This is a genomic window from Arthrobacter sp. TJ-217, from assembly GCF_058269255.1.
Genome location: NZ_JBZCNJ010000002.1, coordinates 392,902 through 418,814, shown reverse-complemented (window position 1 = coordinate 418,814; position 25,913 = coordinate 392,902). Strand labels below are relative to the sequence as shown.

23 protein-coding genes are annotated in these 25,913 nt (G+C 67.7%); 13 read left to right on the top strand and 10 right to left on the bottom strand.

Annotated elements, in window-relative coordinates:
• Positions 1-432 precede the first annotated feature (432 nt).
• The 8 genes from AC4D2R_RS05040 (at position 433) to AC4D2R_RS05005 (ending at position 9,786) form a co-directional block, all read left to right on the top strand.
• Positions 433-1,512 carry an NAD(P)-binding domain-containing protein gene (locus AC4D2R_RS05040; protein ID WP_490938118.1) on the top strand — a complete coding sequence of 360 codons (1,080 nt, stop codon included), beginning with the start codon at positions 433-435 and terminating at the stop codon, positions 1,510-1,512.
• Between the two features lie 9 nt (positions 1,513-1,521).
• The gene (purU, locus tag AC4D2R_RS05035) at positions 1,522-2,382 is read left to right on the top strand and encodes a formyltetrahydrofolate deformylase (RefSeq protein WP_490938116.1); all 861 of its coding nucleotides are present in this window, start codon (positions 1,522-1,524) and stop codon (positions 2,380-2,382) included.
• Positions 2,383-2,531: 149 nt separating this feature from the next.
• Positions 2,532-3,053 carry a gamma carbonic anhydrase family protein gene (locus tag AC4D2R_RS05030; protein WP_490938114.1) on the top strand — a complete coding sequence of 174 codons (522 nt, stop codon included), beginning with the start codon at positions 2,532-2,534 and terminating at the stop codon, positions 3,051-3,053.
• A 32-nt stretch (positions 3,054-3,085) separates the two neighbouring features.
• On the top strand, positions 3,086-4,327 hold the full coding sequence (locus AC4D2R_RS05025; protein WP_490938112.1) for an ROK family transcriptional regulator: 1,242 nt from the start codon (positions 3,086-3,088) through the stop codon (positions 4,325-4,327).
• A gap of 108 nt (positions 4,328-4,435) precedes the next feature.
• Positions 4,436-5,974 (top strand): multiple monosaccharide ABC transporter ATP-binding protein, encoded by a 1,539-nt coding sequence (gene mmsA, locus AC4D2R_RS05020; protein WP_490938110.1) that lies wholly within the window; start codon positions 4,436-4,438, stop codon positions 5,972-5,974.
• Between the two features lie 24 nt (positions 5,975-5,998).
• The gene (gene mmsB, locus AC4D2R_RS05015; RefSeq protein ID WP_490938108.1) at positions 5,999-7,291 is read left to right on the top strand and encodes a multiple monosaccharide ABC transporter permease; all 1,293 of its coding nucleotides are present in this window, start codon (positions 5,999-6,001) and stop codon (positions 7,289-7,291) included.
• An 81-nt stretch (positions 7,292-7,372) separates the two neighbouring features.
• Complete coding sequence (locus tag AC4D2R_RS05010) at positions 7,373-8,476, top strand: substrate-binding domain-containing protein (RefSeq protein ID WP_490938106.1); 1,104 nt, start codon at positions 7,373-7,375, stop codon at positions 8,474-8,476.
• A gap of 230 nt (positions 8,477-8,706) precedes the next feature.
• Positions 8,707-9,786 carry a Gfo/Idh/MocA family protein gene (locus AC4D2R_RS05005; RefSeq protein WP_490938103.1) on the top strand — a complete coding sequence of 360 codons (1,080 nt, stop codon included), beginning with the start codon at positions 8,707-8,709 and terminating at the stop codon, positions 9,784-9,786.
• A 109-nt stretch (positions 9,787-9,895) separates the two neighbouring features.
• On the opposite strand, the gene AC4D2R_RS05000 is transcribed toward AC4D2R_RS05005, so the two are convergent.
• The 4 genes from AC4D2R_RS05000 to AC4D2R_RS04985 all read right to left on the bottom strand — a co-directional run bounded on the left by AC4D2R_RS05000 (position 9,896) and on the right by AC4D2R_RS04985 (position 15,015).
• Positions 9,896-12,118, bottom strand: a complete 2,223-nt coding sequence (locus tag AC4D2R_RS05000) for an NADP-dependent isocitrate dehydrogenase (RefSeq protein ID WP_490938101.1) — start codon at positions 12,116-12,118, stop codon at positions 9,896-9,898.
• An 81-nt stretch (positions 12,119-12,199) separates the two neighbouring features.
• Positions 12,200-13,813 (bottom strand): bifunctional phosphoribosylaminoimidazolecarboxamide formyltransferase/IMP cyclohydrolase, encoded by a 1,614-nt coding sequence (gene purH, locus AC4D2R_RS04995; protein ID WP_490938099.1) that lies wholly within the window; start codon positions 13,811-13,813, stop codon positions 12,200-12,202.
• Between the two features lie 245 nt (positions 13,814-14,058).
• Positions 14,059-14,190: a hypothetical protein gene (locus AC4D2R_RS04990; RefSeq protein WP_490938097.1), complete on the bottom strand. Its 132-nt coding sequence runs from the start codon at positions 14,188-14,190 to the stop codon at positions 14,059-14,061.
• A 27-nt stretch (positions 14,191-14,217) separates the two neighbouring features.
• Entirely contained in the window at positions 14,218-15,015 is a 798-nt protein-coding gene (locus AC4D2R_RS04985) for a hypothetical protein (RefSeq protein ID WP_490938095.1), read from the bottom strand.
• A gap of 235 nt (positions 15,016-15,250) precedes the next feature.
• Here AC4D2R_RS04985 and AC4D2R_RS04980 point away from each other — a divergent pair, with 235 nt between their 5' ends.
• Positions 15,251-16,603, top strand: coding sequence for an MFS transporter (locus tag AC4D2R_RS04980; RefSeq protein ID WP_490938093.1), 1,353 nt, complete (start codon positions 15,251-15,253; stop codon positions 16,601-16,603).
• Positions 16,604-16,640: 37 nt separating this feature from the next.
• Here AC4D2R_RS04980 and AC4D2R_RS04975 read toward each other — a convergent pair whose 3' ends face one another.
• From AC4D2R_RS04975 to purN, 3 genes are all read right to left on the bottom strand, one after another.
• The gene (locus tag AC4D2R_RS04975) at positions 16,641-17,231 is read right to left on the bottom strand and encodes a DUF6318 family protein (protein ID WP_490938091.1); all 591 of its coding nucleotides are present in this window, start codon (positions 17,229-17,231) and stop codon (positions 16,641-16,643) included.
• A gap of 160 nt (positions 17,232-17,391) precedes the next feature.
• Complete coding sequence (locus AC4D2R_RS04970; RefSeq protein WP_490938089.1) at positions 17,392-18,408, bottom strand: magnesium and cobalt transport protein CorA; 1,017 nt, start codon at positions 18,406-18,408, stop codon at positions 17,392-17,394.
• On the bottom strand, positions 18,409-18,978 hold the full coding sequence (purN, locus tag AC4D2R_RS04965) for a phosphoribosylglycinamide formyltransferase (RefSeq protein WP_490938087.1): 570 nt from the start codon (positions 18,976-18,978) through the stop codon (positions 18,409-18,411).
• 60 nt (positions 18,979-19,038) lie between these two features.
• Here purN and AC4D2R_RS04960 point away from each other — a divergent pair, with 60 nt between their 5' ends.
• Positions 19,039-19,527, top strand: a complete 489-nt coding sequence (locus tag AC4D2R_RS04960; protein ID WP_490938085.1) for a hypothetical protein — start codon at positions 19,039-19,041, stop codon at positions 19,525-19,527.
• Here AC4D2R_RS04960 and AC4D2R_RS04955 read toward each other — a convergent pair.
• Together AC4D2R_RS04955 and AC4D2R_RS04950 are read right to left on the bottom strand one after the other, a co-directional pair.
• A complete protein-coding gene (locus AC4D2R_RS04955; protein WP_490938083.1) occupies positions 19,524-20,786 on the bottom strand; it encodes a cell division protein PerM in 1,263 nt (420 codons plus the stop codon). The genes AC4D2R_RS04960 and AC4D2R_RS04955 overlap by 4 nt on opposite strands.
• A 79-nt stretch (positions 20,787-20,865) precedes the next feature.
• The gene (locus AC4D2R_RS04950; RefSeq protein ID WP_490938081.1) at positions 20,866-21,627 is read right to left on the bottom strand and encodes a TSUP family transporter; all 762 of its coding nucleotides are present in this window, start codon (positions 21,625-21,627) and stop codon (positions 20,866-20,868) included.
• A gap of 68 nt (positions 21,628-21,695) precedes the next feature.
• On the opposite strand from AC4D2R_RS04950, the gene AC4D2R_RS04945 reads away from it, so the two are divergent.
• The 3 genes from AC4D2R_RS04945 to AC4D2R_RS04935 all read left to right on the top strand — a co-directional run bounded on the left by AC4D2R_RS04945 (position 21,696) and on the right by AC4D2R_RS04935 (position 24,906).
• Entirely contained in the window at positions 21,696-22,331 is a 636-nt protein-coding gene (locus tag AC4D2R_RS04945; protein ID WP_490938079.1) for a DUF1684 domain-containing protein, read from the top strand.
• A 217-nt stretch (positions 22,332-22,548) separates the two neighbouring features.
• Entirely contained in the window at positions 22,549-24,078 is a 1,530-nt protein-coding gene (locus AC4D2R_RS04940; protein ID WP_490938371.1) for a stealth family protein, read from the top strand.
• Positions 24,079-24,120: 42 nt separating this feature from the next.
• The gene (locus AC4D2R_RS04935; protein ID WP_490938077.1) at positions 24,121-24,906 is read left to right on the top strand and encodes an MSMEG_6728 family protein; all 786 of its coding nucleotides are present in this window, start codon (positions 24,121-24,123) and stop codon (positions 24,904-24,906) included.
• Positions 24,907-24,916: 10 nt separating this feature from the next.
• Here AC4D2R_RS04935 and AC4D2R_RS04930 read toward each other — a convergent pair whose 3' ends face one another.
• Positions 24,917-25,828, bottom strand: a complete 912-nt coding sequence (locus tag AC4D2R_RS04930) for a phosphodiesterase (protein WP_490938075.1) — start codon at positions 25,826-25,828, stop codon at positions 24,917-24,919.
• Positions 25,829-25,913: the final 85 nt, after the last annotated feature.

Below are 25,913 nucleotides of genomic sequence, written 5' to 3'. Positions count from 1 at the left end.
GGAGAAGAACGTGACCCGCGGCCCAGGCGTGCGATCCGTGGTCGGCGCGGCACCGTCATCCGGGAACGGGCTGTACCGGGTTGCTTCGACAGTGCATGCCGCTTCCTGGTGGTTGCCCACCCTACGCCAGTCGCGGCGCTTCCAATGCTAGCCGGAGCGGCCCGGCCGGTGCCACCTCCCCCGTCCGCCACCTCCCCCGTCCGCCACAGACCGGTCGGTGGCCGCGCACCCACCCTGTAACCGGAGCAACCCCGCCCCCGCTTCGGCGCCCGCGGCGGCGCCGGAGCGCTCCTTCGGAGGACCACTCGTGAGTGCCGCGGTGGAATACCGGGAGGCGCGGGCGGGTTGGCACCCATGGTGCCCGGCCCTCAGCCGGGCGATGGCGCCGGCGCAAGCGGCCGGTTGAACGGAGCAGTGAAAGTGGAGAAAGACGTGAGCGAGACGGGGATTGTCGTCATTGGGGCCGGCCAGGCCGGGCTGAGCAGTGGCTACCATCTGCGCAAGCGCGGGCTCGAGCCCGGCCGCGACTTCGTGATGCTCGATGCGAACGAGGGGCCCGGAGGCGCCTGGCGCCACCGCTGGCCGTCGCTGACCTTCGACGCCGCGCACGCCCTGAACCCGCTGCCGGGCTTTCCCCTTGAGGCTCCCGACCCGAAGGAGCCGTCGTCGGCTGTTGTGACCCGCTATTACGGCGCCTATGAGGCCGAGTACGGGCTCCCGGTGCTGCGCCCCCAGCACGCCGCCCGTGTCGAGCGGATGGACGGCGGAGCTGGCCTCGAGGTCTCGACCCGCGAGGGACTCTCTATGCGCGCGCAGGCCGTGATCAACGCGACGGGCACCTGGGACAGCCCCTATCTGCCCTACTATCCCGGGCGGGACATTTTCCGCGGCGAGCAACTCCACACCCAGGGGTTCCGTGCCGCCTCGAACTTCACGGGAAAGCGGGTCCTGGTCGTTGGTGGGGGAACCTCCGCGGCCCAGTTCCTCCTCCAGCTCAACGACGCAGGAGCCTCGACCATCTGGAGCACCCGCAGGCCCGTTGAGTGGACCGAGCGCGAGTTCGACCCGGAGTGGGGACGGGACATCGAGGCCGCCGTCGACGCCCGCACCCGGGCCGGGCTTCCCCCCAAGAGCGTCGTCGGCACTACGGGGATCTCAATCACCGCCCAGTACGCCGCCGGGATCGCGGCCGGGATCCTCGTCTCCCGCGGGCCGCTGCGGCGGCTCACCGAGCAGGGCGCGGAACTGGCGGACGGCACCTACGAACCCGTCGACGTCGTGCTCTGGGCCACCGGCTTCCGGGCCTCGATCGACCACCTGGCCCCGCTGCGCCTGCGCGAGCCCGGCGGGGGCATCCGCATGGACGGCGTGCGGGTGATGCGCGAGCCACGCCTGCTGATGGTCGGCTACGGGGCCTCGGCCTCGACCATCGGCGCCACCCGGGCCGGCCGCGCCGCCGCAATGGCCGCCCTCAAGCTGCTGAACTCCCGGGAACCGGTTCCGGCCCGGTAGCCTTGCAGCGTGACCGCACCAGCAACGACCGGCTCCTACTCCCTCACGCTCTCCTGCCCCGACCGGCCGGGCATCGTCCACGGGGTCTCCGGGGCCCTCGTCGCCGCCGGTGCGAACATCACCGAGTCGCAGCAGTACGGCAGCCCCGACACCGGAACCTTCTTCATGCGCGTGGCCCTGACCACCGACGCCGGAGAGGCCGAGCTGCGCCGCCAGCTCGAACCCGTTGCCGCAGCCTTCGGCATGGACTGGGACCTTCACGCCGACGGGGTCAAGGTAAGGACGCTCATCATGGTCTCAAAGTCGGCACACTGCCTCAACGACCTGCTGTTCGCCCACCGTTCGGGCACCCTGCCGATCGCCATCCCTGTGATCGTCTCGAACCACCCCGACCTTGCGGACCTCGCGGCGTTCTACGGTGTTGAGTTCCGCCACATCCCGGTGACGGCGGTGACCAAGCATCAGGCGGAGGACCAGCTGCGGGACCTGCTCGCCGAGCACAGCATCGAACTGGTGGTCCTTGCCCGGTATATGCAGATCCTCAGCGACGAGCTCTGCACGGAGCTGCGCGGCAGGGCGATCAACATCCACCACTCGTTCCTGCCCTCGTTCAAGGGTGCCCGGCCCTACCACCAGGCCCATGCCCGGGGCGTGAAGCTGATCGGCGCTACGGCGCACTACGTGACCGGTGCCCTCGACGAGGGGCCGATCATCGAGCAGGAGGTGACCCGGGTGGACCACGCCCGCACCATCGATTCGTTCGTCGCAATCGGCCGGGAACTCGAGGGCCGTGCCCTGGTGCAGGCCGTCCAGTGGCACGCCGAACACCGGGTGCTGCTCGACGGGCAGCGCACCATCGTCTTCAACTAGCCCTGCCGTTAACCAGCCCCGCCTCCAACCAGCCACCGCTTTCAACCAGCCACCGCCTTTAACCTGCCACTGGTTTCAGCGGATGGCCGGCGTTCCACACGACCGGTTTCATTGACCACCGCGGGCCTTTCCGCCACTATGCTGGCGCAATGGCCCACCTCATTGCCCTCAACGGCAGCACGCCCGTCATCGCCGAAACGGCGTTCACCGCCCCCACGGCCTCGATCATCGGTGACGCTGTGCTCGGCGAGCACTCAAGCGCCTTCTACGGTGTGAGCGTGCGCGCCGACACCGCCCCGATCCGGGTCGGCGAGGGAACCAACCTCCAGGACAACGTCGTCGTCCACGCCGACCCCGGCTTTCCCGCGACGATCGGCGCCCGGGTCAGTGTTGGGCACGGCGCCGTCGTCCACGGATGCACAATCGAGGACGACTGCCTGATCGGCATGAGCGCGACAGTGCTCAACGGGGCCGTCATCGGAACGGGCTCCCTCATCGCCGCGGGCGCCGTCGTCCTTGAAGGAACCGTTGTGCCGCCGCGCTCGCTCGTGGCGGGCGTGCCCGGAAAAGTCCGGCGGGAGCTCACCGACGACGAGGTCGCCTCGGTGCGCGCCAACGCGGAGCAGTACCGGGCGCTCGCGCAGACACACCGTGCTGCGTTAACTTCTTGACTACAACGGGGCGGTGTAGGACCCTTTAGGGTATGCGTGCAGAATCTGCCTCAACGGCGAGGATGAGGCCGGCCGGCACCCTGCCGAAGCCGGGATCGCAGTCCGCGCTGCGTGAGCAAAACCAGCAGCGGATCATCCGTGCCCTGGTCAACGGCGGGCCGCAGACCCAGGCCGAACTCGCGCGCCAGACCGGCCTTTCCACGGCAACGGTCTCAAACATCGTCAAGATCATGGCCGGCGGCGGGATCGTCAGCACCGTCCCCACCACCAGCTCCGGACGCCGGGCCCTGTCCGTCATCCTCAATGACAACGGGTCGGTGGCGGCAGGGATCGACATCGGGCGCCGCCACGTCCGGGTGGTCCTCGCGGGGCTCGACTACCGTGTGCTCCATGAGGAGGCGGCCGCCCTGCCGATGGGCCACAGCTCCGCCGAGGGGCTCGACGCCGCCGCGGATCTGCTCGACAAGGCCCTCCACGAAGCCGGCGTCGACCGCTCGGCCGTCCTCGGCGCCGGCATCGGCATTCCCGGCCCGATCGACCGCCGCACCGGAACCGTCGTCCAGGGCGCCATCCTCCCTGAATGGGTGGGCATCAACATCCGCGACAGCTTCGGTGAACGGCTCGGCATACCGGTTTTCATCGACAACGACGCCAATCTGGGCGCCCTCGCCCAGATCACCTGGGGCGTGCACAGCCGCGTCGAGAACCTGATGTTCATGAAGGTCGGCTCGGGCATTGGTGCCGGACTGATCCTCAACGGCGCCCTGTTCTACGGCAACGTCGGAATCACCGGTGAGCTCGGGCACACGACGATCAGCGACCACGGGCTCGTGTGCCGGTGCGGGAACCGCGGCTGCCTTGAGACGGTCGCCTCGACTTCAACGATGATCGAACTGCTCAACCGCGGGTCCACGCACCCCATCGACACGAAGGACATCGTCGACCTCGCCCTCGGCGGCGACACCGCGGCCCTGCGGGTCATCGACGACGCCGGCCTGGCCATCGGCCGCGCCGTCGCCCATGTGGCCAACCTGATCAACCCCGAGGTCATCGTCATGGGCGGTCCGCTCACCGGACTCGGCGACATCCTGCTCAGCCCAATCCGGCGCGGGCTCGCCCGCCACGCCGTGCCCACGGTCGGGGAGACGACGACCGTGCACATGTCGGCGCTCGGGGACCGCGCGGAAGCGCTCGGAGGTGCGGCGGTGGTGCTTTCGCAGCCCGCCATCCTCCCTCCGCGCCGGGTGCTTCATAACTCTTCCGCGTCTTTCTGAAGTTCCTTGCGTTCAAGACTTGACGCCAAGTAGTCCAGCAGGGTTCAATTCTTTTCGGGTCGTCATTGGGCCTGCACTAAGACAACGCCGTCACTGCGGGAGGCTGCAATGGATCACCACACTATCCTTGAGATGCGATCGATCACCAAGGAATTTCCTGGCGTTAAGGCCCTCTCCGATGTGTCGCTCAGCGTCACCGCCGGCGAAATCCACGCCATCTGCGGCGAAAACGGCGCCGGCAAATCGACCCTGATGAAGGTGCTCTCCGGCCTCTACCCCTACGGCGACTACTCCGGGTCGATTATTTTCCAGGGCGAGGAAGTCCAGTTCAAGGACATCCGCTCGAGCGAAGCCGCCGGAATCGTGATCATCCACCAGGAGTTGGCACTCATCCCCGAGTTGTCAATAGCCGAGAACATCTTTCTGGGCAACGAGCCCCGCCGGTTCGGCGTCATCAACTGGGACAAGGTCAACCGGGACACCCTCGAACTCATGGCGCGCGTCGGCCTCAGCGAAGATCCCACAACCAAGATCAAGGACATCGGCGTCGGCAAGCAGCAGCTCGTCGAAATCGCCAAGGCCCTGAGCAAGTCGGTCAAGCTGCTCATCCTCGACGAGCCCACCGCGGCACTTAACGAGTCGGACTCACAGCACCTGCTGGATCTGATGGCGGGCCTGAGGTCCAAGGGCATATCCTGCATCATGATCTCCCACAAGCTCAACGAGATCGAGCAGATCGCAGACTCAATCACGATCATCCGTGACGGAAAGTCGATCGAGACGCTCCACGTCAAGAACGACGGCGTCGACGAGGACCGGATCATCCGGGGCATGGTCGGCCGCTCCCTCGAATCACGGTTCCCCGAGCACACACCGAAGATCGGTGAGACGTTCTTCGAAGTGCGCAACTGGACCGTCGGGCATCCGACCGTTCCGGACCGCCTGGTGACGAAGAACGCCAACTTCCACGTACGGCGCGGCGAGATTGTCGGCTTCGCCGGACTGATGGGCGCCGGTCGCACCGAGCTCGCCCGCTCGGTCTTCGGCCGTTCCTACGGCAACTTCAAGTCGGGACAGATCTTCATCAACGGCAAGGAAGTGGCACTGAAGTCGGTGCCGCAGGCGATCGACGCCGGCCTTGCCTACGTCACCGAGGACCGCAAGTCGCTGGGGCTGAACCTCCTCGACGACATCAAGTCAACGACCGTCTCCGCGAACCTCAAAAAGATCACCCACAACTTCGTCGTCGACAAGGACGAGGAGTTCCGGGTGGCGGAGGAATACCGGCAGTCCCTGCGCACCAAGACGCCCTCCGTCAACGAGGGTGTCGCGAAGCTTTCCGGCGGCAACCAGCAGAAGGTTGTCCTCGCAAAGTGGATGTTCACCGATCCGGAGCTGCTGATCCTCGACGAGCCGACCCGCGGCATCGACGTGGGCGCGAAGTTCGAGATCTACGGCATCATCCAGCGCCTGGCGGATCAGGGCAAGGGAGTGATCGTCATCTCCTCTGAACTCCCCGAACTGCTCGGGCTCTCCGACCGCATCTACACCATCTTCGAGGGGGCCATCACCGGAGAGCTCGCCCGCGACGATGCAAACCAGGAATCCCTCATGAAACTGATGACCGCCAGCAAAAAAGCTGCCTGACCGAAGCCCCCTAGGACGCTAACTATGAATTCCCTCAAGCAAATATTTGGCGGAAACACCCGCCAGTTTGGGATGATCTTCGCGCTCATCGCGCTGGTTGTCTTCTTCCAGTGGCAGACCGGGGGCAAGACCCTCACTCCCGGCAACATGATGAACCTCTTCAACGGAAACTCGTACATCCTGATCCTCGCCATCGGGATGGTGCTGGTCATCATCGCCGGGCACATCGACCTCTCGGTGGGTTCGGTCGCGGCCTTCGCCGGCATCGTTGTGGCAATCGCCATGCGCGACTGGGGCCTGCCGTGGTTCGGCGGGATCCTCGTGGGGCTGGCGCTGGGAGCCCTGATCGGCGCCTGGCAGGGCTTCTGGGTGGCGTACGTCGGGATACCCGCGTTCATCGTGACCCTGGCCGGCATGCTGCTGTTCCGAGGCGCCAACCAGTTCGTGGGCAAGTCGAACACCGTCCCCGTCCCCGAAGGCTTCCAGTACATCGGCTCCGGCTACCTCCCTGAGATCGGGCCCGACACCGGGTACAACAACCTCACCGTGCTGCTCGGCCTCCTCCTCGTCGCCTTCGTCATCTACAGCGAGATCCGGAACCGCCGGCGGCTCGCCCGGGTCGGCGCGCATGTGCCCGAGCTTTGGGTTTCGGTGGCAAAGGCCGGCCTGATTTCAGCTGCAATCCTCTACGCCACCTACCTGTTCGCCACCGGCCGCCCGGGCACCTCCTTCCCGATCCCCGGCCTGATCCTCGGCGCGCTCGTCATCATCTTCGGCTTCATCTCGAACAAGACCGTTGCAGGCCGCCACGTCTACGCAGTCGGCGGCAACCGACACGCGGCCGAGCTCTCCGGCGTGCAGAGCAAGAAGGTCAACTTCATGGTCATGATGAACATGTCGATCCTCGCCGCCCTTGCCGGAATGATCTTCGTCGGCCGCTCCACCGCCTCTGGCCCCTTCGACGGCGTCGGCTGGGAACTCGACGCGATTGCGGCAGTCTTCATCGGCGGCGCTGCGGTGACCGGCGGTGTGGGCACCGTCGTCGGCTCGATCATCGGAGGCCTCGTCATGGCCGTCCTGAACAACGGCCTGCAGCTGCTGGGCATCGGCGCCGACATGACGCAGATCATCAAGGGCCTGGTGCTCCTCATCGCCGTCGCCTTCGACGTCTACAACAAGACCCAGGGCAAGCCGTCGATCACCGGCCTGCTCACCCGGAACTTCGGCAACCGCTCGAAGCCCGACCAGCCGAGCGAGGGCAGGAGCCCCGACTCCGATCAGCCCATCCAGACCAAGGAAGTCATTTCCAAGGCCTGATCCCGGCAACCCGCCGGCCCGCCGGCACCTTTGAACCTTTACCTTTCACCGTCCGAAATCATGCAAAAGAAAGAGAATGGAATGCGTAAGTTCGCAAAGTCCTTTGCAGCAGTCGCTGCAATCTCAGCGCTCGCGCTGACCTCCTGTGGCCGTGAAGAAGCGGGCACGGGAACCGAGAGCGCTCCCGCCGGAGAGGCCGCCGGCGGATTCGAGGAAGGCGCCGCCATCGGCGTCGCCCTTCCCCAGAAGACCTCCGAGAACTGGGTGCTTGCGGAGACCCTGTTCAACGACGGCCTCACCGAAGCCGGCTACAAGCCCGACGTCCAGTTTGCCAACGGTGGTGTCTCCGAGCAGCAGAACCAGATCAACTCGATGATCACCAACGGCGTCGAGGTCCTCATCGTCGGCGCAATCGACGGCGCCCAGCTCGGCAGCCAGCTGCAGCAGGCAGCCGACGCCGGCATCACCGTCATCGCCTACGACCGCCTGCTGACCAACACGCAGAACGTCGACTACTACGTGGCCTACGACAACTTCCAGGTCGGCGAGCTGCAGGGCCAGGCACTTCTCGACGGACTCGCCGAGAAGAAGGGTGAGGGCCCGTACAACGTCGAGCTGTTCGCCGGTTCGCCCGACGACGCCAACGCCCAGGTCTTCTTCGACGGTGCGATGAGCGTCCTCCAGCCGAAGATCGACGACGGCACCCTGAAGGTCGTCTCCGGACAGACCAAGTTCAACCAGGCTGTCACCCAGGGCTGGAAGGCTGAGAACGCCCAGCGCCGCATGGACACCCTCCTGAGCGGCAACTACGACTCCGAAGAGCTCCACGGCGTCCTGTCCCCCAACGACACCCTCGCCCGCGCCGTCCTCACCTCGGTGAAGGCCGCAGGCAAGGACCTCCCCGTTGTGACAGGCCAGGACTCCGAGGTTGAGTCGGTCAAGTCGATCATGGCAGACGAGCAGTACTCGACGATCAACAAGGACACCCGCGACCTGGTTGAGCACTCAATCACCATGGTTCAGGGACTTGCTGCCGGCGAGAAGCTCGAAGTCAACGACGAGAAGACCTACGACAACGGCGTGAAGGTCGTTCCGGCCTACCTGCTCGAGCCGCAGATCGTCACCAAGGAAAACGCCGCTGAGGCCTACGCCGACGACCCGAACCTGTCGAAGCTCGTAAAGTAACAGCGCACTGACTGGCCCGCCCGCGGGCTGGCACAAGGAATCCCGGCACCGCCTCGGCTGTGCCGGGATTCCTTTTTCCCCGGTGGTTTTTGCCCGGTGGTTTTTGCCCGGTGGTTTTTGCCCGGTGGTTTTTGCCCGGTGTCTTTTGCCCGGTGTCTTTTGCCCGGTGTTCTTTGCCCGGTGGCCGGACGGTGGTGGATTACCGATGAGCTGCACGGAAGGATGGTCCAATGAACTCCCACCAACGCATCCCACAACCTCCCTGCGCCGCGCCCGGGGCTCCCAGCCCGCTCGCCGCAACGGGCCGTCCCCTCCGCTGGGGTGTTGTCGCAACGGGCGCCATCGCCTCGAAGGTTACGCAGGACATCGCGCTGCTCGACGACGCCGTGCTGCAGGCTGTCAGCTCCCGCAGCACCGACAGCGCAGCGGCATTCGCCGAACGGTTCGGCTTCGCCGAGGGCTATGGTGACGCCGGCGGCACCTCCGGCTATCAACGGATGTTCGAGGACCCCGACGTCGACGTCGTCTACGTCACCACCCCGCACGCCCAGCACTTCGAGGTGGCCGCCGCCGCCCTGGCCGCCGGCAAGCACGTTCTCTGCGAGAAGCCGTTCACCGTCAACGCGGCCGAGGCCGAGGAGCTCATAGCCCTTGCCGCGGCCAACAACCGGTTCCTGATGGAGGCGGTGTGGACGCGGTTCCTTCCCAGCGTCAACCGCGCCTGGGACATCGTCTTTTCGGGTGAGCTCGGCGACATCCGGTGGGTCCAGGCCGACCTCGGCTTCCCCGCCGCGTTCGACCCCTCAAGCCGGATCTGGGATCCGGCGGCCGGCGGCGGCGCCCTGCTCGACCTCACCGTCTACCCGCTCACCTGGGCCTTGGGCGCCCTCGGCTTCCCCTCCTCGGTCTCCGCGACCGGTGCCCTCAATGCGGACGGCGTCGACGTCCAGAACGCCGTGACCCTCGGATACGACGGCGGGGCGCAGGCGCAGCTGACCTCCTCGCTTGTGGCGCTCGGCCCGGCGTCGGCGACGGTCAGCGGCAGCGGCGGATGGCTGCGCACCGGAGACGGGCCGCTTCACAACCCGCGTGAACTGACCGTCCAGCCCAAGGACGGGCAGCGTCGCACGGAGACCTTCGAGCATGTGGGGGCCGGTTACGTGTACGAGCTGCGCGAGACCACCCGCTGCATCCAGGCAGGCCTACTCGAGAGCCCCACCATGCCTCTTGATGACACGCTCCAGACTCTTCGCCTGCTTGACGGCGTGCGGGCGCAGCTCGGTCTGCGGTACGCCAACGATTCCGTGTAGCGCGTTCCATCGAACGGGAAAGGCCGCTCCCGCGGATGCGGGAGCGGCCTTTCCTTGTCGGCAGGCGGTCTTCAGTGCCGGCCTGCGGCCCGGTCCACCGGGCAGACGGTCACGCGGCGAGGATGGCCAGAACTTCCTGGAGCTTCTGCGAGGGACGCATCGCGGCGGTCACCTTGGCGACGTCGGGGTGGTAGTAGCCGGAAATGTCCACGTGCGACCCCTGCACGGCCAGGAGCTCGGCGACGATCGTCTCCTCATTGGACGCCAGCGCTTCGGCCACTACGGAGAAGGCCTGCGCCAGTTCGCTGTCCTCGGTCTGCTGCGCAAGTTCCTGCGCCCAGTACCGCGCCAGGTAGAAGTGGCTGCCGCGGTTATCGATCTCGCCCACGCGGCGGCTCGGCGACTTGTTCTCGAGCAGGAACGTGCCGGTGGCCTTGTCCAGGGTGTCGGCGAGGATCTGCGCGCGCGCATTTCCGGTCGTCGTCGCGAGGTGCTCGAAGCTCACGGCCAGCGCGAGGAACTCGCCGAGGCTGTCCCAGCGGAGATGGTTCTCCTTCAGGAACTGCTGGACGTGCTTCGGCGCTGAACCGCCGGCGCCGGTTTCGAAGAGTCCTCCGCCGTTCATGAGGGGAACCACCGAGAGCATCTTGGCGCTGGTTCCCAGTTCGAGGATGGGGAACAGGTCAGTGAGGTAATCGCGCAGGACGTTGCCGGATACCGAGATGGTGTCCTCTCCCTTGCGGATCCGCTCCAGGGTGAAGGCGGTGGCCTTCTCCGGCGTCATGATCTCGATCTGCAGGCTCTCGGTGTCGTGCTCCTGGAGGTACTCCCGGACCTTGGCGATGAGGTTGGCGTCGTGGGCGCGGGTTTCGTCGAGCCAGAACACGGCGGGCATGCCCGACGCGCGGGCGCGGGTTACGGCGAGCTTGACCCAGTCGCGGACGGGCGCATCCTTGGTCTGGCAGGCCCGCCAGATGTCGCCTGGCTGGACATCGTGCTCGAGAAGGACGGTTCCCGTGCTGTCGAGGACCTGCACGGTGCCGGCGTCCTGGATCTCGAAGGTCTTGTCGTGGCTGCCGTATTCCTCGGCGGCCTGCGCCATCAGTCCGACGTTCGGGACGGTGCCCATGGTGGTGGGGTCGAAGGCGCCGTTGGCCCGGCAGTCATCGAGGACCGCCGTGTAGATACCCGCGTAGCTGCTGTCGGGAATGACCGCGAGCGTGTCGGCTTCCGACCCGTCGGGCCCCCACATGTGTCCGGAGCTGCGGATCATCGCCGGCATCGACGCGTCAACGATCACGTCGCTGGGGACGTGGAGGTTGGTGATGCCCTTGTCGGATTGGACCATGGCAAGCTTCGGGCCGTCCGCCATCCCCTTCTCGATGGCCGCCTTTACGCCGTCGCGCACCTCCTCGGGCAGCGCGTCGAGGCCGCTGAGGATCGATGCGAGCCCGTTGCTCGGGCTGAGGCCTGCTGCGGCCAGCTGGTCGCCGTAGGTGGCGAAGAGTTCGGGCAGGAATGCCTTCACAACGTGCCCGAAGATGATCGGGTCCGAGACCTTCATCATGGTGGCCTTCAGGTGGACCGAGAACAGCAGGTCCTCCTGCTTCGCGAGCGCCACCTGTGCCTTCAGGAACTCGTCGAGAGCAGCCGCGCGCATCACTGTGCCGTCCACCACTTCACCGGCGAGCACCGGGACGGAGTCCTTCAGGACGGTGGTGCCGCCCTCGGCGTTGACGAACTGGATGCGGAGGGTGTCCTCGGCCTCGATGACGACGGACTTCTCATTCGACCGGAAATCGTCGGCGGTCATGGAGGCCACGCGGGTCTTGGACTCCGGCGTCCAGGCGCCCATGCTGTGTGGGTTCTGGCGGGCGAAGTTCTTCACGGAGGCAGGAGCACGCCGATCCGAGTTGCCCTCGCGCAGGACGGGGTTGACCGCGCTGCCCTTGACCTTGTCGTAGCGTGCGCGGGCTTCCTTTTCCTCATCGGTGGAGGGGGCGTCCGGGTAATCGGGAAGTGCGTAGCCCTGGCCCTGCAGCTCTGCGATCGCGGCCTTCAGCTGCGGGATCGAGGCGCTGATGTTGGGAAGCTTGATGATGTTCGCCTCAGGCGTCTTCGCGAGGGCCCCGAGTTCGGCCAGCGCGTCGGGCACCCGCTGATCTTCGGTGAGGCGGTCATCGAAGAGGGCCAGGATGCGGCCCGAGAGCGAGATGTCGCGGGTTTCGACGTCCACTCCGGCCGTCGAGGCGAACGCCTCGATGACTGGCAGGAACGAGTAGGTCGCCAGCATGGGCGCTTCATCGGTATGGGTGTAAATGATCTTGGCCATTGGGCGTCTCCCTGGGAGTTCTCGGATGCTGTGGATTCTGGGTATCCCTCGGTTCCAACCTACCCGAGGGGCTCGCCGGAGCTAGTGGAAAAAGTGCCTTGCCCCGGTGAAGTACAGCGGGACACCGGCCGCCGCGGCGGCGTCGATGACTTCGGAGTCGCGCACCGATCCGCCGGGTGAGACGACGGCGCGGACCCCGGCGTCGAGCAGGATCTGCAGGCCGTCGGCGAAGGGGAAGAACGCGTCCGAGGCGGCAACCGAACCGTGGGCCCGTTCGACGCCGTCACCGGCGAGCGTGTTGGCCCGCTCAACGGCGAGCCGGCAGGAGTCGAGGCGGTTGACCTGGCCCATACCGACCCCAACCGAGGCACCGTCGGAGGCAAGCAGGATGGCGTTCGACTTCGCCGCCCGGCACGCGCGCCAGGCGAAGGCGAGGTCGGCCAGCGTGCTCTCGTCTGCGGCCTCACCGGCGGCGAGGGTCCAGTTCGTGGGGTCGTCGCCGCCGGCCTGGAGGGTGTCGGCCGCCTGGACAAGGACTCCCCCGGAGACCTGGCGCATCTCGGACGGGTCGCGGCGGTAGCCCTCGGGCAGGACGAGGAGGCGGATGTTCTTCTTCTCCGAAAGGATCTCAACGGCCGCCGGTTCGAAGGACGGGGCGATGACCACCTCGGTGAAGATGTCCTTGACCGCCTCGGCCATGCGGGCGCTCACCTCGCGGTTTGCGGCGATCACACCGCCGAACGCGGAAACCGGGTCGCAGGCGTGCGCCTTGGCGTGGGCGTCGGCGATGGGGTCCTCCGCTGCGGCCGAGCCGACCGCGACACCGCAGGGGTTGGCGTGCTTGATAATTGCGACGGCCGGCTCCGCGAAGTCGAAGGCGGCGCGCAGGGCGGCATCGGCGTCAACGAAGTTGTTGTAGCTCATTGCCTTGCCGTGCAGCTGGGTGGCCTGCGCGATGCCCGGGGCTGCAGCCTTGTCCACGTAGAGGGCTGCCTGCTGGTGGGGGTTTTCGCCGTACCGCAGCACCTCCGAGCGCTCAAGGGCCTGTCCGGCGTAAGCGGGCCAGGCGTCGCCGTCATCGGTGCCGTCACCGAACTGGGCCGCGGTCCAGGCCGCGACGGCGGCGTCGTAGGCGGCGGTGTGGGCGAAAGCGGCGGCAGCGAGGCGGCGCCGTGCGTTGAGCTCGAACCCGCCGGCCGCCGCTGCGGCGACGACGTCGGCGTACCGGGCCGGGTCGACGACGACGGCGACCGAGGGGTGGTTTTTCGCCGCCGAGCGGACCATGGCGGGGCCGCCGATGTCGATCTGCTCGACGACGTCATCGGGGGCGGCCCCGGAGCGGACCGTTTGCACGAAGGGGTAGAGGTTCACGACAACGAGGTCGAAGGGCTCGACGTCGAGTTCTGCGAGCTGGGCGACGTGCTCTTCCCGGCGCCGGTCGGCGAGGATTCCCGCGTGGATCTTCGGGTGGAGCGTCTTGACCCGCCCGTCGAGGCACTCGGGGAACCCGGTGACTTCGGAAACCTCGGTCACGGGGACTCCGGCGGCGGCGATCCGGCCCGCCGTCGAGCCGGTCGATACAAGCGCCACCCCCGCTTCGTGAAGGCCGCGGGCCAGGTCCTCAAGACCGGTCTTGTCGTACACCGAAATCAGTGCACGGCGGATAGGAACACGGTCAAGATGGGTGGGGCTCACGCAGATCTCCGTACTGTGGCTGTGCGGGGGACGCTCCAATTCTATAGGCGCCCCGGGAAGGCCACCGCCCCGCCCGCATTCGCCCTCCCTCCCCCATCGAGGACGCAGAACGGACGGGTATTACGCCTTCGGACCGGGAATAACTGCACCCTCGATACCTTGGGGAGCGCCACTCCGCCCACATTCCCCCTCCCTCCCCCATCGAAGACGCAGAACGGACGGGCGAAACGCCTTCGAACCGGGAATTACTGCACCTTCGATGGACGGGCGGAGGGGGAAGCGGCATCGGCCGCGGCGAGCGCGTTCCGGATCTTCGCCATCGACGCCGGAACGTTGGCCGGGAGCAGGTGGACCTTGGTGAACCTCAGGACCGTCACCCGATTGCGCGGAGCCGATCGTCGCGTTCAATGTCCCGGCTGAAGCAGGTGGTGTTCGCCCTCATACTCTAGGGCGATTCTCTGCAGCCGGTACTGCAAATCGGGTCGGGACAGGGGCCGGCCCGAGGCATCGAGGATCCACTGGTTCACCTCCGGTTCCGGAAGCCCCGCATCGAGGATGAGCAGCCGGAGCCGTGACTCCGGCGCGGAATCGACGCCGGCGCGCAGCAGCTCAAGCGCCTTCCGTGCCCGGCGGATCCCACGGATTCCCGGGCGCCGCTCAATAACCTCGGCAATATCCGCAGCTGTGCACAGCGGGTCCCGCCAGCCGATCTCCCCGGGGCGCTGCGGTGCATCCTCCCGGCGGAGCAGGCAGTCCCCCGCCGCCACGAGGTCGGCCAGGGGAAGCATCTCCGCACAGTCGGTCCACGTCCAGGCCGGTGAAGTGACGAAGGCGCCGCGGATGTCCTCAACGTCGCGCGTGGTCAGCGGCGCCCGGTGCCCCTTCACACCCCTACGCCGGGGAGCCGTGAGCTCCATCGGGCGGCTGAGGTGGACCGGATCCGCCGGGTCCACCCACGACGGAAGGAACAGACCCCAGAGCGCGGCGGCGGTGAGGTGGCTGCAGACCGTCCTTGGGGCGAGGGAGGTGAGTGCTGACACCCTGTCGAGCGAGGGTGCCTCCCGGTTCCGGAAGGTCCTGACGCCCCTGTGCGGCACCACAAGGTCGGCGTGCCGAAGCCGCCGGTAGGGTATGCCGGCGTGCCGGGCGTCGTCGAGGGTGAAGCACAGCCGTCCGGCCGGCAGTCCTTTGGGGAGATCCATCGACCAATCGTCGGCTCGTCAGCGGCCCCCGGCCCCGGAAATCCCTGCTAAGTGGGCAACGGTCGCACCACCGCCATCGACAGTGCAGCAATGACGCCTGAGGGGCCCGGAACGACGTTATTTCCGCATTGTGGACGGGATTGCGGGAGGCGTCTCCCGTTTCGGCGCGCGAGGGGCTCAACTGTAGAGTTTCACCAGCACCGGGATCAGCGCCGTGCTCGTTCAGGAAGGCATCGTGAGCACCTCAACTTCATTACCCACCGGGGACCAGGTGGTCCAGGAGCTCCCGTGGCGGTGGCGCGTGCAGGGGAAGATCTTCCTCATCGGCGGCCTCGGCTTCATGTTCGATGCCTGGGACGTGACCCTCAACGGCTACCTCATTCCCCTCCTTTCGGACCACTGGGGACTCACCCCCGGCGAAGCCGCCTGGGTGAGCACCTCGAACCTCATCGGCATGGCCGTCGGGGCATTCGCGTGGGGCTCCATCGCGGACCTGATCGGCCGGAAGACCGCCTTCACGGCCACCCTGCTCATCTTCTCGATCTTCACGGTGCTCGGGGCGTTCTCCCCCGACCTGGTCTGGTTCTGCCTCTTCCGTTTCCTTGCCGGATTCGGCCTTGGCGGGTGCATCCCCGTGGACTACGCGCTCGTCGGTGAATTCACTCCACGAAGGCAGCGCGGGCGCGTCCTCACCGCAATGGATGCCTGGTGGCCCATCGGCGCATTCCTCTGCGGCGTCGTCACAACACTGCTGATCGCCGCGTTCGGCGACTGGCGGTACACGATGCTCGTCATGGTGCTTCCGGCGCTGCTTGTCTTCTGGGTGAGGCGTTCGGTTCCCGAGTCCCCCCTATACCTCGTGCAGCGCGGACGCCGCGCCGAGGCCGAGGCGGTCATCAACTCACTTGTGGAGCGCACGGGCGGGACCGCCCGCGCCTGGCGCCTTCCGGAGCCGGCGGAAACCCCGAAGCTCTCCCTCGGGAACATTTCCGGGCAGCTGACCGGGCTCTGGCGGTTCAACTGGCGCATCACCCTCACCGCGTGGAGCCTGTTCCTGAGCATCCTGCTGGTGTACTACGGCGCGCTGACCTGGATGCCGAGCATCCTCAAGGCCGCCGGGTACGAGGAGTCGGTGGCGTTCCTGACCACCGCGGGTATGACGGGCATCGGCCTGTTCGGCGTGATCGCCGCCGCGCTGCTCGTGGAGCGGATGGGCCGCAAGTGGATTTTGGCCATCACCGGGCCGCTGTCCGCAGCCGCCCTCGTGGTCTTCGCGCTCACCGTGGGGCTCCCGGCGGTGGCAACCTTCTGGCTGCTCGCCTTCGGATTCCTGATCCAGGTCGCCATCCCGGTGCTCTACACGTACGTGTCGGAGCTGTACCCGACGGAGCTGCGCGGCACCGGATTCGGCTGGGCCTCGACCGTCTCCCGGGTTGGCGCGGGGCTGGTGCCCCTGATCTTCGGTTCGCTGCTGTGGCCCCTGCTCGGACTGCCGTTGACCTTCGCCCTGACGGGGCTCCTGGTCCTCGCGGCGGTGCTCTGGATGGCGAAGAACGCCCCGGAGACCCGCGGGGCCAAACTCAGCTAGGTTCCCGCCGGCGCGCGGCCGTTACGAAAAAGAGCAGTTACGGCCGGGGCAGCTCGGCGTCGGGGGTTTCGCGCAGCGAAACCACCTTCCAGGCGCTCCCGGAGTACTTCACGACGGCGGTGTAGACCGTGCCGTCGGCGGTGAACGGGCGGTGCTCGAGCACTTCGCCGTCCTTGCCGAACGCCGTGTAGGCATCGGGGTTGACCGGGATGAATGCGGTCAATTCGGTCTCCGGGGCAACGTCCGTCCCGTCGGTAGTGAGCACGATGTCCTTCACCTTGGGCTGTCCGCCGAGGATCCACCCTCCGTCGGCGTAGATCTTTGCGACATCCGCGGCGAATGCCTCCTGCTCGGAAGCACCATCCACGTTCTCGAGCAGCGCCTTCGTGTCACCGGTCTGCAGCGCGTAGGCCACCAGGTCGAAATAGTGGAACAGGTAGGCCCGTGCGCCCTCGGCCGAGGCCTCGCCGGCGAGGTCGTTCGTTTCCGGCTGGGCGATGTTCACCGCGGGCGCCGTTGAGCTTGCCGGTGCCGGCGAGGTGTCCTCCGGGGCTTCGGGGGCTGCCCCGCAGGCGCTGAGTGGGAGAACGGCGATGGCAGCAACGGCTGTCATCCGGGTGAGGCTCACTGTGATTTCCCTACAAGAACGAGTAACTGAGACGGCGGCCGGCCCGTCGTGCGGGCCCGGGCGCCGGGCATCCATCCTGCCGCTGCCAGCCTAGCGGTGGCTTGGGGCAACAACTGTCCGGGCGGGCCCGAATGTGATGCACATCGCGCGAAGGCCGCTTCTAGAGCCACTTCCGGCGCTTGAACGCCCAGTACAGTCCGGCGCCCATGGCGACCATGAGCACCAGCGCGAACGGGTAGCCGAAGGCCCAGTGGAGCTCGGGGATCGAGTCGAAGTTCATTCCATAGATCGAGGCAACGAGGGTCGGGGCGAAGAGGATCGCGGCCCACGAGGAGATCCGTTTGACCTCCTCGTTCTGCGACAGTGAGGTCTCCGTGAGGTTCCGCATCTCCTCGTTCTGCCGCTGGCCCACGAGCGCGGCGTGTACGGTGAGCGCGTTCTGCAGCAGCGCCCGGAACGTGTTGACGCGTTCCACCGTCCGGATGACGTGGTCGAGCACGTCGCGCAGCCGCGAACCGAGCTCCGCCTCGCTGTCGAACAGGTCGGAGCTGCGCAGCAGGGACTCGACCATGCCCTGCAGCGGCTGGGTTGCCCGCTGGAATTCGATGACTTCGCGGTGAAGTTCGTAGATCCGCCGCGACACGTCGGGGGCGCCGCCGAACAGCTCGTTCTCGATTTCGTCGATGTCGTTTTCGAGCCCGTTGACCACCGGCTCGTACTCATCGACGACTTCGTCGAGGATGGCATAGAGCACGGCGAGGGGGCCGATCGAGAGGAGGTCGGGGCTCGCCTCCATTCGCTGGCGCACCGCACCGAGGTCCGGTGATTCGGCATGGCGGACGGTCACCACGAAGTCGGGGCCCACGAACACGTGCAGTTCCCCGAACTCGACCTTCTCCTCGTCGTCGAGGTAACGGGCCGGCCGGAGCACTGCGAAGAGGGTTTCCCCGTACCGCTCGAGCTTTGCGCGCTGGTGGCCGTTTGTCGCATCCTCGACAGCGAGGTCGTGGAGGCCGAACTCTGCAGCGACACGGCGGAGTTCCGAGGAATCCGGGCGGTACAGGCCGATCCAGCCCATGCCCGAGGTCTCCCGCATGACTTCGAAGGCCGTATCGAGGTTCTCTGGGTCAATCCGGCGCCGGCCGTCGACATAGACGGCGTTCGCTACGAGGGCCATCTAGGACAGCCCTGCGCTCAGCGACGCGAGGGTTTCGATGAGCAGGCGACGCTCCTCGACCTTGATCCGCTCGTGGAGTGTCTCCTCGGTGTCATCCGGCAGGACCGCAACCGGGGCCTGGGCGAGGATGGGGCCGGTGTCGACCCCGGCGTCGGCGATCATCACGGTGCACCCGGTGACCTTCACCCCGTACGCGAGCGCGTCGCGGACACCGTGTGCGCCGGGGAAACTGGGAAGGAGCGCCGGATGGGTGTTCAGGTACCGGTTGGGGAACCGGTCGAGGAACGACTGGTCGACGATGCGCATGAACCCCGACGACACGACGTAGTCGGGGGCGTAGGACTCCACCGCCGTGCCAAGGGCAGTGTTCCAATCGGCCCGGTCGGGGTAGTCCTTGAAATCCACAACGAACGTGCTGATGCCTGCCGCCGCGGCGCGCTCCACGCCGAGGGTTCCGGGACGGTCGGCGCCCACTGCGGCGATTTCGGTGTCGAGGCCGCCCGAAGCGACGGCGTCGATGACCGCCTGCAGGTTCGACCCGCTTCCCGAGACCAGGATGACTATGCGCATGGCACAACCTTAGGCGGCGCCGCCACGGACGGTTAAACCGGCAGCGGCTAGGGTTGGAGCATGAACGACGCCGAGCGGCCCGCACCACCCGCCCCCTCCGACCGCCGGCCGCCGCTTGGAGGCCCAGGCCCGGCCGCGCCGCCGCCGGGGCCCGCGAACGCGCAGGGCACCCCGGCGGACCGTGACGTGGCGAAGTTCAGGACCCTGCTGCGGTGGTTCCTCGGAGCACTCTTTGCGGCGTTCGTGACGAGCACGCTCCTGCTGCCGTGGAAGGTGCTGGGCCTTGCCTGCGCCGTCACCGCCCTGGTGCTGGGGATCATCGCCCTCACCGCGGCCGTCCGGCGCCGGCTGCCGCCGCTTGTCCGCCTGACCCTCGTGGTCGGGCTCGCCGCGGCGGCCTTCCTCACGATCGGAACAGCCGCGGCGGTGGCACTGTGGCCGTTGACCGAACGGTACGAGGACTGCCGTGCGACGGCGCTGACGCTCCAGGCGCAGCAGGAGTGCGAAGAGGAGCTGCGCAACCTCGACGGGCTCTTGCCCTCGAACTAGCGGCGCGGTTCACGCTCCAGCAGCGGAGCGGCGGCATAGCCGATAATGGCACCGACAGCCACCTCGGCCCCCAGCCACAGCGCCACGGCCAGCGGGTTGGGGCCGAGGTCAGTCAGCCGGCCGATCCCTAGGGAGGCCCGGGACAGGAGCGCGAGCGCCGCTGCCCCGATGCCGGCGGTCAGGCCGACGAAAATGCCAAGGCTGAGCGTCGAGACGATGGCCGTGAGCCAGCGCGCTTCGATCTTGATGCTGAGCCACTCATCGAAATGGTTCTCCCCTTCACGGAAAAACCACCAGCCGGCGAGCACCCCCGCGACGACGGGCAGGGCCAGCGCGGCGATACCGTACTCGAGCGTGCCCGCCGGTACCGCCCCGAACACCGGGACGGCCGGAAGCGGGCCGACGGTGCTCCCAAGCGGGGTGAGGGAGCTGCCCGCACCGAGGGCGAATCCCGCCCCGGAGGCCCAGGCGAAGGTCCACAGCGCAAGGTTCGGCAGCAGTCCCAGTTGAACGACGCTGAGGATCGCCGTCCCGGCGATTCCGGCGTCGAGCCGTTCGTAGACCGCGGCGATCTCAGTCCAGTGAAGGGCGATGCTCACGGCGAGCAGCACCGAGGCGAGGCCGGCCGCAGCGGTGAGGGCAAGGAACGCGGAACGGAGCACGGACCACACGTAGGACCCCGCCCACCGGGAGTGCTGGCTTGTCCGCGCGATCCAGGCTGCGCCGTCGACGCCGATGAGGCGGCTCCATGCGCCGGCCTCGCGGTACGCGCCGGTGACGATTCCCAGGCCTGCCGACACCGGCGGGATCAAGGCACCGGCGGTCAGGGGCACCGACACCTCGGCGTTGCTCGACAGGTGCGCAACGGCCAGGCCTACGACGGCGTAGATGCCGAGCGCCCCGACCAGGGCCTGCCACAGCTGGTCGGTGTAGGACGCGCGGGCCAGCCGGCGCCCGGCCCGCCACGCGAGCAGGAAGGGAAGGAGGGTCAGGGCCAGCGGGATGACGTGGAGGATTCCCGGCGGCTGCCCGGGCAGTGCCAGCACCAGCGGAACCCCGTGGGCCACGAGCCAGACTTGGCCGGCCAGCTGGGCCGCCGAGACGGCGTCCCGGGCGGCGAAACCTCCGGTCAGCCACACGGCGGCCACAGGAATCAGGACAAGCGCCACGGAGATGGCGGCCGCCTGTCCCAGTTCGAAGACACCCTGAAGCCACAAGGGCATGGGGAGGGCGCTGGGTTTCCCTGTTGGAAGTTTCATCCCTTCAATGGTGCCATCGGCTGCGGCCCCGGTTGTTCAGCGACTCGGCCCGCGGGCCCGCCGAAGCACCCGTCGGGCCTCAGCCGAGAAGGTCGACGAGCCCGCGGACGGTGGCGAGGCCGGCGCCGATGAAGGCGATGACGACCACGGCGAGCCGCGCGTGGTCGTCGCGCACGAAGCGCCCGAGCTTCTCGCCCATGAAGATGCCGCCAACGATGGCGGCGCCGATCGCCGCCCACATCCACCCCTCGAGCGCCGGAGCCTGGCCCGGGTCGAGCAGCAGCTTCGTGGCAAGGGTCATGAGCCCGATGATGACGAAGAACGGCTGGAGTGTCGCAGCGAAAGGCCGCTGCGGCCAGCGGGAGAGCACGGCGTAGGCGCTCACCGCAGGCCCGCCGACGCCGGCCATCGAGTTGGTCAGCCCGGAGGTGAATCCCGCGATGGCCTTGGGGGTGTTGCCGCGCAGCACGACGTTGGAGCGCTGCAGGACGAGGGAAGCGGTGAGGGCGGTCAGCACAATGGCCCCCACGGTGACGGACAGCGGGGCCGAGGGCACGGCGACGGCGATGAACGAGCCCGGGATGGAGCCGAAGATCGATGGGACAACGAGCCAGCGGAACATGCTCCAGTCGATGTCCCGCCAGACGCGTCCGATGATGAGGAAGGAGGAGACCACTCCGCAGATATTGACGAGGAGGATGCCTTCGTGGGGCCCCAGAACCAGGACGAGGAACGGCGCGATCAGCAGGGCGAAGCCAAGGCCGGCGATGCGCTGCGCGGTGGCTCCGACGAAGATCGAGGAGAGCACGATTGCGAAGATCCCGGCGGTCACTCGAATCATAGTACGCGCAGGCAACGGCCGGCGTCGCCCCGGGACGCACCGGAGCACGGCGGCGTAGCATGTTTTTCATGACACTGCTCACCACCGCCCTGGCCACCGCAGACTGGCGGAAATCGGTTTTTGACCTGTATCAGGACGTGCGCGAGCGCGCGGCAAAGGAGTCGCCCGAGGCAGCCCACGGCCTGTGGCGCGAGGGGCGCGACCGCCTGTTCCGCGACCATCCGGCCTCTCCCCTTGACGAGGCCGCGAAACGGCGTTTCACGGGACTCCCCGTCGCCCCCTACGAGCCCTCCTACCGTTTCGAGGCGGCGGTGAACGACGACGGCGCGGGCGAGATCCGGGACGTCGCCACGGGCACCGACGGCGTTGTGCCCTTCGAGCGGCTAGGCACGGTTGTGCTGCCGGGCGTCGGGAAGCTTGCGCTGTGGCGCCTCAAGTCCTACGCCGGCGGCATCTTCCTCCCCCTGCGCGACGCGACGGCGGGGCGCCCGGGCGGGACCTACGGCGCGGGCCGGTACCTGCTCGACACGGTGAAGGGGGCCCATCTCGGCGAGGGCCGCCAGCCGGGAAGCCTGGTCCTCGACCTCAACTTCAGCTACAACCCGTCCTGCGCCTACGACGAAGCGTGGGCGTGCCCCCTTCCCGGACCCGACAACCGGCTTGAGACCGAGGTGCCGGTCGGCGAGATGTACACCGAGTACTAGAGCCGGGGCACAGCCCGGCAGCACAGCCCGGCGGCACAGCCCGGCGGCACAGCCCGGCGGGCACGGGCGGGCTGACACCGGGCGGTGCGGGCGCGGCAGCCGCAGGCCCTATCATGGGAGCGACGATTCATCGACCCCCGCGGAGGCTCAGATTACAGACACAGCTGCTCAACACGACATTTATTTCGGTGCTCCGGAACCGGAGAACGAAGCCGAGATTCTCGAGTCGGCGTCCCGGGCCGCTGTTGAACGCTTCACCGACCGCTCCGACATCACCACCGTCAAGCGGCGCTTCACCCTCATCAACTCCGACCGGACGCCGCACCAGGCGATGGTCGAGGACCTGCTGTTCATCCGCGCGGCCCTCGACGAGGCCGGAATCGAGTTCCTCCTCGTGCGGGGCAACGATCAGCGCCCCGTAATCGCCATCGACGTCAAAGACCGCGAGCGCCTGCGCCTGGCCCTTGTCCACGCCTGCCGGAACGAGCCGTTCTACTCGCGCACCGTCGACACGAAACGCCGCACAACGCTCCTGGTGACCGACGGCGCGCTTTCGCACAGCCCCAAGGCGCGCATCTTCCGCCTGTTCCGGCCGCGGATCGAACCGATCGGCGGTCTGGCATACGGGCCTTCGGCCGGAGTCCAGATCGAACTGTGGAAACTCGGTGCCGAGGCGATCGAGCTTCCGGTTGAGAACTCCCTCACCCGCCGCACCCTTCCCGCATCGGAGGCGGTCCGCGGATCGGTGGAGCGCCACGGCCTGATGTGGCCGACCATCGACAACATGTTCGCCGACCATGCCTCCGACATCGGCTTCGACGTCGATCTCGTCTTCTCCTGGGTCGACGGCAGCAGCCCCGAGTACCAGGCGGCGCGCGCAGCACGGATGAAGGGCGCCGTTGTGGGAGAGGGCGACGACCACGAGGCACGCTTCCGCCAGATCGACGAGCTGAAGTACGCGCTGCGTTCGGTGTACATGTTCGCTCCGTGGGTCCGCCGGATCTTCATCGCCACCGATTCGGCGCGGCCTGCCTGGCTCGCCGACCACCCGTCGGTGACCCTTGTGCGCTCCGAGGAGCACTTCAGCGACCCGTCCGTGCTGCCGACGCACAACTCCCAGGCAGTCGAGTCCCAGCTCCAGCACATCCCCGACCTCGCCGAGCACTTCCTCTACTCAAACGACGACATGTTCTTCGGCCGGCCCGTCGCGCCCGACATGTTCTTCTCCCCCGGCGGGGTCACCAAGTTCATTGAGGCCGACACCCGGATCGGCCTCGGCGAGAACGACGCCGAACGCAGCGGGTTCGAGAACGCGGCCCGGGTGAACCGGAGGCTGCTTCACGAGAGGTTTGGCAGGATCACCACCCGGCACCTGGAGCACACGGCTGCCCCGCTGCGCAAGAGCGTGCTGTTTGAGATGGAGGAGGAGTTCGCCGCCGAGTTCAAGGCCACAGCGGCCTCGACCTTCCGCGCCAAGGACAACATCTCCGTGACCAACTCGCTCTACCACTACTACTCCCTGTTGACCGGGCGTGCCGTGGCGCAGGAGATGGCACGGGTGAAGTACGTCGACACGACGGCCCGCTCAGGCCTGAAGAGCCTGAACAAGATGCTCGACAAGCGCAACTTCGATTTCTTCTGCCTCAATGACGGAAGCTTCCCCGAGGTTCCTGCCGATGAGCGGGCCCGCCTGGTGACCGAGTTCCTCGAAAAGTACTTCCCGGTAAAGGCCCCCTGGGAGAAGTAGCCCGGCCCCCGGCGCCAGCATGGCGCGTGTCAGACTTGCCTCATGCAGACGTTCCTGCCGTACCCCGACTTCGCCTCGAGCGCAGCGGTGCTCGACCAGGCACGGCTTGGCAAGCAAAGGGTCGAGACACTGCAGGCGCTGCGCGCCCTGGTCATCCCCGACTACGGGTGGCGCCAGCATCCCGCAATCCGTATGTGGATGGGCTATGTGCCGGCCCTGACGCTCTACGGCCTGGCCATGGTCGAGGAATGGGTGGCGCGCGGCCATGCGGATACGACAGGACCGCTCATCCGGGAGTTCGCACCCGGCGCAGCACCGGGCGGCGTTGCCCTGCCGCCGTGGCTCGGCGACCCGGGCGTGCACCTGAGCCACCAGTCGAACCTCGTCCAGAAGGCCCCCGCCATCTACCGTTCACGGTTCCCCGGGGTACCTGAGGACCTCCCCTACCTGTGGCCCGACCCGGTCGAGGAGATCCTGCCCGTTGAACCGAGAGGTGAGCGGCTGTGGGTGTGGCGCACGGCAGCCGAACCGGCAGGCGGCACGGCCGTCCTGCGGATGCCCGCCGAAGCACCGGGCGGGCGGTCAGCGGGCAAGTGGGCCCGCCAGCTGGAAGCCTTCGAACACGAAATGGGCGACGACGCCGTACTGGCCGTCCTTGGCCCGGACCCTTCGGTGCTGCTCACCGGGAGGGCGGGCCCGGTGTACCTTCACGAGGACACGCTCCAGCGGGGGGCCGTCCTGACCGGGCGGGTGCGGCGGGACGCGTTCGGGCAGCCGGCGCTGCTTCAGGATCCGCGGACGTTGTTCAGCGTTCCCCCGCCGGACTAGGCGCCGGGGCCTAGGCGGAGGTGAACCGCCGGGCCGCGGCCGGCTCAGCGATCCGCACCCCGGCCGCGGCGAGGCGCCGGGAGGTCTCGGCCCGCGGCACTGTCTCCCCCACCGGTGCGTGCTGTCCGAGCGGGACCACCGAGTGCACGATCGTGTCCTCGTACACGTGGACCATGTTGTAGGCCTGGGCGCCGTCGCGGCCCCTCGTGCCGCCGGCGTCGTAAAGGAGGTCCTGCGTGTAGCAGGTGGCCGAGGCAACCGAGACCGGGACCCCCGCGAAGGTCGCCGTGGTCGAGTAGTGGAGGTGCCCGGCGAGGATGGCGCGCACGTCGGTGCCCCGGACCACCTCCGCGAGGTCGCGCTGGCCGCGCAGTTCAACGAGCACGGCGAGGTCCTGAACGCTGGGGACCGGCGGGTGGTGAAGGGCAAGGATCGTGCCGTGCGGAGCCGGCTTCAGCAGTTCGTCGGCGAGCCAGAGCAGCTGCGCGCGGCTGAATTCGCCGTGGTGGTGCCCGGGGACGGTCGAGTCGAGGGTGATGATGCGCAGGCCGTCGAGGTCGTGCACCGCATCGACGGGCTCGGTGCCGGGCGCCTCATTGAGCAGTCCCGCCCGGAAGTTGGACCGGTCGTCGTGGTTGCCCATCGCCCACACGACGCGGGCCCCGAGGCGCGCCGCGGCGGGATCGACGATCGAGCGCAGCCTGGCGTAGGCCCCGGGCTCCCCCTTGTCGGCCAGGTCCCCGGTGAACACGAGCGCGTGCGGGCGGGCCCCGGAGGCCTCAAGCTCCTCGAAGATCCGCCGCAGGCGCGCCTCGCTGTCCACGGCCCCGTAGAGCGGACCGCCGCCTCCCAGCAGGTGCGTGTCGCTCAGGTGAAGAATGAAATGCTGTGGCCGGGGATGTTCCGCCGTCCTGTACTTCATTGGAACCCATCGGTAGCTGACCGTCAGAGACAAACCAATTAGTTCCAATCAAAGCAGAGTGTTCACCTCGGCAAAGTGAACCCGG

Coding starts and splice junctions, on each gene's coding strand:
- AC4D2R_RS05030 (WP_490938114.1), top strand. CDS start 2,532: ATGGCCCACCTCATTGCCCTCAACGGCAGCACGCCCGTCATCGCCGAA.
- AC4D2R_RS05025 (WP_490938112.1), top strand. CDS start 3,086: ATGCGTGCAGAATCTGCCTCAACGGCGAGGATGAGGCCGGCCGGCACC.
- mmsA (WP_490938110.1), top strand. CDS start 4,436: ATGGATCACCACACTATCCTTGAGATGCGATCGATCACCAAGGAATTT.
- mmsB (WP_490938108.1), top strand. CDS start 5,999: ATGAATTCCCTCAAGCAAATATTTGGCGGAAACACCCGCCAGTTTGGG.
- AC4D2R_RS05010 (WP_490938106.1), top strand. CDS start 7,373: ATGCGTAAGTTCGCAAAGTCCTTTGCAGCAGTCGCTGCAATCTCAGCG.
- AC4D2R_RS05005 (WP_490938103.1), top strand. CDS start 8,707: ATGAACTCCCACCAACGCATCCCACAACCTCCCTGCGCCGCGCCCGGG.
- AC4D2R_RS05000 (WP_490938101.1), bottom strand. CDS start 12,118: ATGGCCAAGATCATTTACACCCATACCGATGAAGCGCCCATGCTGGCG.
- AC4D2R_RS04985 (WP_490938095.1), bottom strand. CDS start 15,015: ATGGATCTCCCCAAAGGACTGCCGGCCGGACGGCTGTGCTTCACCCTC.
- AC4D2R_RS04970 (WP_490938089.1), bottom strand. CDS start 18,408: ATGGCCCTCGTAGCGAACGCCGTCTATGTCGACGGCCGGCGCCGGATT.
- purN (WP_490938087.1), bottom strand. CDS start 18,978: ATGCGCATAGTCATCCTGGTCTCGGGAAGCGGGTCGAACCTGCAGGCG.
- AC4D2R_RS04960 (WP_490938085.1), top strand. CDS start 19,039: ATGAACGACGCCGAGCGGCCCGCACCACCCGCCCCCTCCGACCGCCGG.
- AC4D2R_RS04955 (WP_490938083.1), bottom strand. CDS start 20,786: ATGAAACTTCCAACAGGGAAACCCAGCGCCCTCCCCATGCCCTTGTGG.
- AC4D2R_RS04950 (WP_490938081.1), bottom strand. CDS start 21,627: ATGATTCGAGTGACCGCCGGGATCTTCGCAATCGTGCTCTCCTCGATC.
- AC4D2R_RS04945 (WP_490938079.1), top strand. CDS start 21,696: ATGACACTGCTCACCACCGCCCTGGCCACCGCAGACTGGCGGAAATCG.
- AC4D2R_RS04935 (WP_490938077.1), top strand. CDS start 24,121: ATGCAGACGTTCCTGCCGTACCCCGACTTCGCCTCGAGCGCAGCGGTG.
- AC4D2R_RS04930 (WP_490938075.1), bottom strand. CDS start 25,828: ATGAAGTACAGGACGGCGGAACATCCCCGGCCACAGCATTTCATTCTT.